The sequence below is a fragment of the Cupriavidus sp. MPR-AND1C genome (genome assembly GCF_058809705.1).
The window spans coordinates 43,128-51,872 of the sequence record NZ_JBXASU010000053.1; the positions used below are offsets into that span (position 1 = coordinate 43,128).

At 67.9% G+C, this 8,745-nt stretch carries 8 protein-coding genes; 5 read left to right on the forward strand and 3 right to left on the reverse strand.

All coding sequences use genetic code 11. The features are described from left to right. Positions 1 to 127: 127 nt before the first annotated feature. The gene (locus tag AC1RWI_RS24785) at positions 128 to 1,087 is read right to left on the reverse strand and encodes a LysR family transcriptional regulator (RefSeq protein WP_492869366.1); all 960 of its coding nucleotides are present in this window, start codon (positions 1,085 to 1,087) and stop codon (positions 128 to 130) included. A 108-nt stretch (positions 1,088 to 1,195) separates the two neighbouring features. Between AC1RWI_RS24785 and AC1RWI_RS24790 the strand changes: the two genes are divergently transcribed. Continuing rightward, positions 1,196 to 2,248, forward strand: a complete 1,053-nt coding sequence (locus AC1RWI_RS24790; RefSeq protein ID WP_492869368.1) for a Gfo/Idh/MocA family protein — start codon at positions 1,196 to 1,198, stop codon at positions 2,246 to 2,248. Between the two features lie 77 nt (positions 2,249 to 2,325). Next, entirely contained in the window at positions 2,326 to 2,778 is a 453-nt protein-coding gene (gene aroQ, locus AC1RWI_RS24795) for a type II 3-dehydroquinate dehydratase (protein ID WP_492869370.1), read from the forward strand. Positions 2,779 to 2,811: 33 nt separating this feature from the next. On the opposite strand, the gene AC1RWI_RS24800 is transcribed toward aroQ, so the two are convergent. After that, on the reverse strand, positions 2,812 to 3,645 hold the full coding sequence (locus AC1RWI_RS24800) for a shikimate dehydrogenase family protein (protein ID WP_492869371.1): 834 nt from the start codon (positions 3,643 to 3,645) through the stop codon (positions 2,812 to 2,814). A gap of 453 nt (positions 3,646 to 4,098) precedes the next feature. On the opposite strand from AC1RWI_RS24800, the gene AC1RWI_RS24805 reads away from it, so the two are divergent. The 3 genes from AC1RWI_RS24805 (at position 4,099) to AC1RWI_RS24815 (ending at position 7,294) form a co-directional block, all read left to right on the forward strand. Further along, the gene (locus AC1RWI_RS24805) at positions 4,099 to 5,244 is read left to right on the forward strand and encodes a 4-hydroxyphenylpyruvate dioxygenase family protein (protein WP_082055181.1); all 1,146 of its coding nucleotides are present in this window, start codon (positions 4,099 to 4,101) and stop codon (positions 5,242 to 5,244) included. Positions 5,245 to 5,409: 165 nt separating this feature from the next. After that, positions 5,410 to 6,429 (forward strand): hypothetical protein, encoded by a 1,020-nt coding sequence (locus AC1RWI_RS24810; protein ID WP_492869374.1) that lies wholly within the window; start codon positions 5,410 to 5,412, stop codon positions 6,427 to 6,429. Positions 6,430 to 6,523: 94 nt separating this feature from the next. After that, on the forward strand, positions 6,524 to 7,294 hold the full coding sequence (locus tag AC1RWI_RS24815) for a class I SAM-dependent methyltransferase (RefSeq protein ID WP_043356018.1): 771 nt from the start codon (positions 6,524 to 6,526) through the stop codon (positions 7,292 to 7,294). Between the two features lie 41 nt (positions 7,295 to 7,335). On the opposite strand, the gene AC1RWI_RS24820 is transcribed toward AC1RWI_RS24815, so the two are convergent. Continuing rightward, positions 7,336 to 8,745, reverse strand: a 1,410-nt coding sequence (locus AC1RWI_RS24820; RefSeq protein WP_492869376.1) for an efflux transporter outer membrane subunit, incomplete at its 5' end; no start/stop codon positions are given.

Genomic DNA, 8,745 nt, shown 5'->3' on the forward strand with positions numbered 1-8,745 from the left:
CGCGCAGACTGCGCGATACGCGCGCAAAAGCCGGGTTTCTACCAGCGGGATGACACCCCCAATCCGTTGCAAAGAGAGGTCGGAACGCGTTGATGTCCGTTCGCTCCCATTCCCCGCGTGGCGCACGCTACTCCACTTCGGATTCCAGGGTGGTTGCCAGTGCGTGCGGTCCTTGCGTTAGCTGCGCTTTGAGGAAATCGATGCAGGCCCGCATCTTGGCCGAGCCTGAGGCGCGCGCGGTGGTCACCGCCCATACGTCGGCCGGCTGGTGGTACGCGGGCAGCACGCGCACCAGCGCGCCGCTGCGGATGCTGCTGGCCACGTCCCATATCGAGGCCATGATGATGCCGTAGCCTTCGTGTGCCCATTGGCGCACGATATCGCTGTGGTTGGAGGCCATGGGCCCCGTGATCTTGACGGTTTCCATGCCGTTGGGCCCGGCCATGCGCCATACCCCGAAGCGCTGGTCGCGGTCGCGAAAGGGCAGGCAGTCGTGCCGTGCCAGTTCCGCGAGAGTCCGGGGCTGGCCGTGCCGGGCCAGGTAGGCGGGCGCGGCGCACAGGATGCGGCTGCCCGGGGCGATCTTGTGGGCAATCAGGTGGGGTTCCTGGACTTCGCCCACGCGAATGTCGAGGTCGAAGTTCTCGGCGATCAGGTCGACGCGGCGGTCCAGCAGTTCCAGCCAGACTTCGAGCGCGGGATGGCGCTGGCGCAGCAGGGACAGCGCCGGGCAGAGGTGGTCGCGCCCGAGCCGCAAGCTGGTGCTGATGCGCAGCAGGCCCCGTGGCCCTGCACTTGCGCCGCCAACCGCTTCCAGCATGCCCTCGACGTCATCCAGGATCTTCTGCGCCCATAGGAAGGCCGCTTCACCGTCGGCGGTCACGCTGACACGGCGCGTGGTGCGGTGGAACAATTTGACGCCGAGCATGGCCTCGAGAGTGGCGATGCGCTTGCTCACATGCGCGGCGGACAGGCCCATCTCGTTGGCGCCGGCGATAAAACTGGCGCGCCGGGCCACGGTGCAGAACAGGCGTAGATCCCGGAGGAAGGGATCATTGTTCGCCAATGCGACATTGTGAGTTTCCATGACGCCTGATTATCGTATCGACGTATAACAGTACGCTGTGCTGATGGCCCCTGTCCAGGCGGCCGGATGCGGGGCTCACCCCGCGCTCATCCCTCACCAGCACAGCACATGACAAAGCTCAGAATCGGCATTGCCGGCGCCGGCCTGATTGGCCGCCGCCATATGGAACTGGTGCAGGCCAGCCCGGCCTGCGAACTGGCCGCCATTGCCGACCCCGCATCGGAAGCGGCCGAGGTGGCGCGCGCTACGGGCGTGCCCTTGTACGCTTCGCTAGATGCACTCCTTGCAGCGCAACGGCTCGATGGCGTGATCCTCGCCACGCCAAACAAGCTGCATGTGGCAGACGCGCTGGCCTGCTTGCGCGCGGGCGTTGCGGCGCTGATTGAAAAGCCCGTGGCGCATAGCCTGGAGGAGGGCATGCGCCTGCGCCGGGCGGCCGAGGCGGCCAATGCAAAGCTGCTGGTCGGCCATCACCGCGCGCACAGCCCGCTGCTGGCCCGTGCACGCGAAATCGTGCAGCAAGGCGTGCTGGGCACGCCCGTGGCGGTGGTTGGCACGGCGATGTTCTGCAAGCCCGATGACTACTTCGCGGCGGCGCCGTGGCGCCGCCAGAGCGGCGGTGGGCCGATCCTGATCAACATGATTCACGAGATCGGCAACCTGCGGGCCTTGTGCGGCGAGATCGTGGCTGTGCAGGCAATGGCGTCGAACGCCGCGCGGCAGTTTCCGGTCGAGGACACGGTGGCGGTCAACCTGCGCTTTGCCAACGGCGCGCTCGGCACGTTCATGTTGTCCGATAGCGCGGCTTCGGCGCGCAGCTGGGAGCAGACTTCGCGGGAGAACGCGGACTATGCCAGCTATCCGGACGAGGATTGCTATGTGATCGCCGGCACGCGCGGCTCGCTCGCGGTGCCGACCATGCGGCTCAAGATCTATGCGCACGACCAGGACCGCTCGTGGTTCAAGCCCTTCCAGGCCAGCGTGGTCGAGCTCACGCGCGAGGACCCGCTCGCGCGCCAGCTCGCGCATTTCTGCGACGTGATCCGCGGCGCTGCCGCGCCGCTTGTCACCGTGCATGACGGGCTGCAGAATCTGCGCGTGACCGAAGCCATCGCCGAAGCTGCGCGCAGCGGGCGCATTGTCGAGACGGTGGACGCCTGAGCCGGGCGTCTTCCAGCCAGCGGCAACCGGCCGGCAGCAATCAACCTGACCCATCAGTGAAAAACAGAGGAACCACCATGAAATCCGTACTCGTCCTGAACGGGCCCAACCTGAACCTGCTGGGCACGCGCGAGCCGCAGATCTATGGCTCGGCCACGCTAGCCGATGTCGAGGCCAGCCTGCGCCAGCAGGCCGGCCAACTGGGTTTGTCCCTGGCCTGCTTCCAGAGCAACCATGAGGGCGCCATCGTCGATCGCATCCACGCAGCGCGCACCGAAGGCGTCAGCTTTATCCTGATCAATCCGGGCGCCTTCACCCATACCAGCGTGGCGATCCGCGATGCGTTTGCCGGGGTCGCCATCCCCTTCGTCGAGGTGCATATCTCGAATGTCCACAAGCGCGAGGCGTTCCGCCATCACTCCTACCTGTCGGATATCGCGGAGGCGGTGATGGCGGGCTTCGGCATCCAGGGGTACGGGCTGGCGTTGCAGTTCATCGCCGCAAAACTGGCGGGCGCGCCGGCCAAATAACGCGTTGCTTGTTCGACAGCAAGACAGCGGTGTTCAATAAGCGATCCTGGCAACGGCGCGCAGTTCCTCGGCTGTCGCCGTGCCAAAACCAAAGAACTCAAGATAGGCGGGAATCATCTCGAACAGCATGTCGGTGCCCACCTGGACCTGGCAGCCGCGCTCCAGCGCCGCGCGCAGCAAAGGCGTGTACTCCGTCTTCATCACCACCTCGCCCACCCAGGCTTGCGGGTCGATGCGGCTGACGTCGAAGGGCAGGGGATCGTCCTCGTTCATGCCCAGTGGCGTGGCGTTGACCACCAGCTGGTAGCCGGCAGGATCGTTCGAGCCCGTGCCGACCTGCAATTGCGGGTAGTGCGCCTGCAGCCGCGCGGCCAGTGCCTGCGCCGAGGCGTCGCGCGCATCGAACAGGCCTAGCCGCGCCACGCCGGCGCCGGCCAGCGACGCGGCAATGGCCGAGCCCACGCCGCCGCAGCCGGACACCAGCACGCTGGCGCCCTCCAGCTGGCAGCCTTTGCGCTGGATGCCGCGCACGAAGCCCGCGCCATCGAACTGATCGCCGAGCAAGGTGCCGTCGTCGCGCAGCAGTACCGCGTTGCAGGCGCCCGCGATGCGGGCCGTCGGCGTAAGCGCGTCCACCAGCGCCATGGTGGAAACCTTGTGCGGCATGGTGATGAGCGCGCCGCGCAGGTTGGTCAGCCGGAACAGCGTGCGCAAGCCATCGGCGAAGTGCTCGGCTTTCAGGCCCATGGGCACCACGACGGCATTGATGCCGCGCTGCGCGAACCAGGGGTTGTAGATCATCGGCGCCTTGAAGGACTCAGTGGGGTAGCCGATATGCGCGATGAGGGTGGTCTTGCCGTCGATCATGGTGGTGTCCGTGTTGCCTGTTACTTGTTACTTGCTGCTTATTGCGGTTTGTTCCGCAAGGCGGAAGAGAGGTGGGTAGCACAAGCTTAAGGGGTGAAATGAGGCAAACCAAGAGGTGCAATGCGCACTATGCGCGATAGGCGGACGTATGTGCGCGCTTATGGGGCGGAATTCGGGTTTGCCCCGGTGGATGAGACCATTTTGCGGGGATGGCATCGAAGCTAAGGGTTTACCCATAATTGGTGCGTTCATCGCGCGCTGGCGCACGAATAGCGCGACAGGCCGGGGCGCTCCCATTGTTGGCGCGCGGGGCGCCGGCTACGCTTCGGCTGCCGCCGGCCGACCCCGGCACGGCGCCAAGGCGGCACGGCACTCGGGCTAGAGCGAAGCCATGGCCCTTGCTATGATGGCTAACACCCGCAGCCACCACGGACCACATAAAAAGGAGCAGACATGAGCCGACCGGCAGACGTTTTTTCGCCGCGCGCCGACGATTTCCAGCCTTGGGAGAACCCGCTGGGCATCATGGGTTATGAGTTCGTCGAATTTGCGTCCCCCGATCCCGCGGCGCTTGGGCGCACCTTCGAGCGTTTCGGCTTTCATGCCATTGCCCAGCACCGGCACAAGAACGTGAAGCTGTTCCGCCAGGGCGAGATGAATTTCATCGTTGACGCGGAGCCGGATTCCTTCGCCACCCGCTATGCCTCCGAATACGGCCTCTCGATCTGCGCGGTCGGCATCCGCGTCAACGATGCCGCCACGGCATTCGCGCGCGCGGTCGATGCCGGCGCATGGCCGTTCGAGGCCGGCACGGTCGGCCCGATGGAGCTGAATATCCCGGCCATCCAGGGCATCGGCCGCTCCATCATCTACTTTATCGACCGCTGGCGCGGCAAGGAGGGGCGGCCCGGCGACGTGGGCGACATCTCCATCTACGACGTGGATTTCCGCGCGCTGGCGCATGCCGCCACGGATACCGCCGCCACTACCGCTGGCGCCGGCCTGGCCCGCGTGGATCACGTGACGCAGGCGGTCGACCCCGGGCATCTGGAAGAGTGGCTCGATTTCTATCGCAAGGTGCTGGGCTTTCGCGAGATCCATGAGGTCAATGCCGGCTGGCATGTCGCGAGCGATTCCCGCGTGCTGCTCTCGCCCTGCGGCCTGATCCGCATCCCGATCTATGAGAAAGGCACGCAGCGCCACGACCAGATGGAGCACTACCTGTCGGGGCATCACGGCGAAGGCATCCAGCACATCGCGCTGGCGACTGACGACCTGGTGGCCAGCGCCGCCGCCCTGGCGCGCAACGGCGTGCGCTTTGTCGAGCCGCCCGCGGCCTACTACGACACTGTCGATGCGCGCGTGCCGGGCCACGGGCTGGATCTGGCGGCCTTGCGGCGCTACGGCATCCTGGTGGACGGCGCGCTGCGCGCCGACGGCACGCGCGAGGCCTTCCTGCAAGCCTTTGCCCGCCGCGAGGCCGGCGAGTTCTTCTTCGAAATCGTCCAGCGCGACAACTACCATGGCTTCGGCGAGGGCAACCTGCCCGCGCTGGAGGCCGCCATGGGCTCCGCCTCTACGCCCAACGCCCCGGCTTGAGGGCCCGGATGGCAGCCGGCCCGCCTTGACGGCGCGGACCGGCTCGCGGATAGTGCGGTGCGCGGCATCCGCGTGGCCATTTCCCGTGGTTCCCGCGGTTCGTGATTCTCGCTTTGCCTGCCCATTCCTGGCCGCGCAGCCGCGGCCCTTGCGCCAGCCGTCGACATGACTTTTTGCTCGCTTCGTGCCACCTCCGCGGATTCCCGACGTATCGCCAGGCGGATGCTGGCGCCGGCCCTGGCGCTTTGCCTCGGCTTGCCCGCCTGCTCGCGGCATGAGGCCCCGTCCGCGGCGGCTGGCGCTTCGTCCGCGCAGGCCGCGCTGGCCTCTGCCGCGGTGGCGCAGGCCGACACCCTCAAGCGCGAGGCCTTGATCCTGTTGGCCTTTCCCGCCTGGCGCGACGACGACAAAGGCCGCGTGGTGCGCGCCGCGTTGCCGGACCCGGACTACAAGGGCACGGGCGAGGCGCCGCTGGTGGACGGCACCATCGATGTCAAGCCGATCCAGGTGATCCGGCTGGACGACACCCATGCGGTGATGCTGACCGAGGGCATGGTGGTGGATGAAGGCGGCACGCGCAACAATAGCCACGCGGCGGGTGCCTGGCTGGGCGCGTACTTCTTTACGCGCGATGCCACGGCCAGTGGCGAAAGCCCCGGCGGCTGGCAGCTCAGCCGGCGTGTTGATGGCTACGACTTCTCAGGCGGGCAAGGCTCGCTCGGCGAGTCGTCGGTCGCGAAGATATCGGCCACGGACTTTGCGCTCACCCTGACCTGGGGCAGTTGCTGGCAAGGCTATTGCGGCAGCTGGGCGTCGTTCTATCGCCTGGCGCCGGGGCAGATCTCCACCCTGCTGGGCGGCGTGGCCATGAGCGCGGAGAATTCCGGCGCGCTCGAGCCATGCGACGAGGCGCTGTCAGGCAAGTCCGACGTGCTCGCGCAACGCGGCACGGATAGCCAGGACGCCGGCGAGCAGGTCTGCTATGCGGTGGAGGGCAAACCGGCATTTGCGCTTGGCGCGGACACGCCGGGTGACCTGACCGTGGCGTTCCGGGGCCAGGAGGTCAAACTACCGGGAGGCGCGGCCAAGCCGCGGCGCAAATCGCTGGATGCGGTGGTGCGCTATCGCTTCCAGGACGGCAAGTACCAGGTAAGCCAGGGCGAGAACCCGGTGCCTTCGTTCTAGTTCCACTTCCACCACTTCCACCACTTCCAGGGCCGCTGCGGCAACGGGCTGGCTCCGGAAGTGCCTGTCCAACGCACGAGAGACAGACGCACCCATGACCGACATCCACCACGCCGCTGCCCAGGGCTTTTCCAGCCAGGCCGATACCTACGCCCGCGGGCGCCCCGACTATCCGAGCGCGCTTGGCGCCTGGCTGACGACGGAGCTCGGCCTGCAGCCCGGCAAGACCGTGCTGGACCTGGGCGCCGGCACCGGCAAGTTCAGCCGTCTGCTGCTGGCCACCGGCGCCAGCGTGATCGCGGTGGAACCCGTGGCGGCGATGCGCGCCCAGCTAAGCGCCGCCGTGCCCGCCGTGCAGGCGCTGGCGGGCACGGCCGAGGCCATCCCGCTGCCCGACGCCAGTGTCGACGCGGTGGTCTGCGCGCAGGCGTTCCACTGGTTTGCCAACGCCGCGGCCATGGCCGAGATCGGCCGTGTGCTGCGCCCGGGCGGCAAGCTCGGCCTGGTGTGGAACGTGCGCGATGAGTCGGTCGACTGGGTGGCGCAGCTGACCGCCATCATGACCCCGTTCGAGGGCGACGCGCCGCGCTTCTACAAGGGTGACTGGAAAAAGGTGTTCCCGGCCAGCGGCTTCGGCGAGCTGGGGCTGGCCAGCCTGCCTTACGAGCACGTTGGTCCCGCGCAGCAGGTGATCGTGGACCGGGTGATGTCGGTCAGCTTCATTGCCGCGCTGCCGGCCGCGGAGCAGGACGCGGTGCGCGCCCGGCTGCTGGCCGTGATCGACGCCAGCCCGGCGCTGGCCGGCAAGGCCAGCGTGGCGTTTCCCTACCGGACCGAAGCGTATAGCTGCCAGCGGCTGGCCTGACGGGCCCGCCGCGGACCGGCAGTGGGCACACATCGGGCACGCTACGGCGCGGCCGCCAGGCCCGGCGCGTTCGCGCTGTAGCCGAGCGGCGTGTCCGAGGGGCGGGGCGTGTCGCCCGCACGCTCGATCCAGCCACCGCCGAGGAACTGGTAGAGATCGACCAGGTTGGTCAGCCGTTGCAGCCGGGCGTTGATCAGCAGCAGTTGCGCGCTGTAGAGGTCGTTCTGCGCGGTCAGCACGCTCAGGTAGCTGTCCACCCCGTTGCGAAAGCGCAGGTCCGACAGCACCAGCCGCCGTTCTTGCGAGCCGGTGAAGCGCTCAAGCGCCTTGATCTGGTTGTCGAAGGTGCCGCGCGCCGCCAGGCCATCGGACACCTCCCGAAAGGCGGTCTGGATGGCCTTCTCGTAGGTGGCGATCTCGATGCGCTTCTGTACCTGCGCCAGGTCCAGCGCGGCAATGTTCTGGCCGCCCTGGAAGATCGGCAAGGTGATCTGCGGCGCGAACGACCAGGCGGCGGAGCCCGGCTTGAACAAGCCGCCCAGCGTGGGCGACAGCGTGCCCGCGCTGCCGGTGAGCGTTACCCGCGGGAAAAACGCCGCGCGCGCCGCGCCGATGTTGGCGTTGGCCGCCCGCAGCGATTGCTCCGCGGCGGCGATGTCCGGGCGCCGGGTCAGCAGGTCGGAGGGCAAGCCCGCCGGGATGTCGGCCAGCAAGGCCTGGCTGTTGAGCGGCAGGCCAGGCGGCAAGTCATCCGGTAGCGGCTCGCCCACCAGCAGCACCAGCGCATTCTCGGACTGCGCGCGCAACCGGCTTTCCGTCTCCAGGTTGGCGCGCGCCTGCTCGACCACGCCTTCGGCCTGGCGCAGGGCCAGCTCCGAGCCCGCGCCGACGTCAAACTGGAGGCTGGTGATGCGTAAAGACTCCTCGGCCGTCACCAGCGTGCCGCGCGTGACGGCCAGCGCGTCGTCGTAGCTGAGCATGGTGAGGTATTGGTTCGCCACCGACGACAGCAAGGCCAGCTCCGCCGCCCTGCGGCTCTCCGCCAGCGACAAGAACTGCGCGAGGGCCTGGTCGTTCAGGCTGCGGATGCGGCCGAAGAAGTCGATTTCCCACGATGCGCTGAGCCCGACTGAATACTCGCCGGAGACGGTCTTGCCAAGGGTGGACAGGTTCCGCGGCGTGCGCGCGCGGCTTTGCGAGGCCACCGCGTTGACGGCCGGGAACAGGCCGGCGCGGCTGATCTGGTACTGCGCGCGCGCCGCCTCCATGTTCAGCACCGACACGCGCAGGTCGCGGTTGTTCTTGAGCGCGAGTTCCAGCAAGCGCTGCAGGCGCGCATCGGCAAAGAAGTCCCGCCAGCCGATCTCCGGGGCCGGCGTGCTGGCCGTGGCGCTGGCGGCGCCCGGCTGGGTGCCGTAGACGCCGCCGGCCGGGAAGGCGGGGGCAACGGG

Bases quoted from the DNA above. Each gene is read 5' to 3' on its own strand.
- AC1RWI_RS24785 (WP_492869366.1), bottom strand. From the start codon at position 1,087: ATGGAAACTCACAATGTCGCATTGGCGAACAATGATCCCTTCCTCCGG.
- AC1RWI_RS24790 (WP_492869368.1), top strand. From the start codon at position 1,196: ATGACAAAGCTCAGAATCGGCATTGCCGGCGCCGGCCTGATTGGCCGC.
- aroQ (WP_492869370.1), top strand. From the start codon at position 2,326: ATGAAATCCGTACTCGTCCTGAACGGGCCCAACCTGAACCTGCTGGGC.
- AC1RWI_RS24800 (WP_492869371.1), bottom strand. From the start codon at position 3,645: ATGATCGACGGCAAGACCACCCTCATCGCGCATATCGGCTACCCCACT.
- AC1RWI_RS24805 (WP_082055181.1), top strand. From the start codon at position 4,099: ATGAGCCGACCGGCAGACGTTTTTTCGCCGCGCGCCGACGATTTCCAG.
- AC1RWI_RS24810 (WP_492869374.1), top strand. From the start codon at position 5,410: ATGACTTTTTGCTCGCTTCGTGCCACCTCCGCGGATTCCCGACGTATC.
- AC1RWI_RS24815 (WP_043356018.1), top strand. From the start codon at position 6,524: ATGACCGACATCCACCACGCCGCTGCCCAGGGCTTTTCCAGCCAGGCC.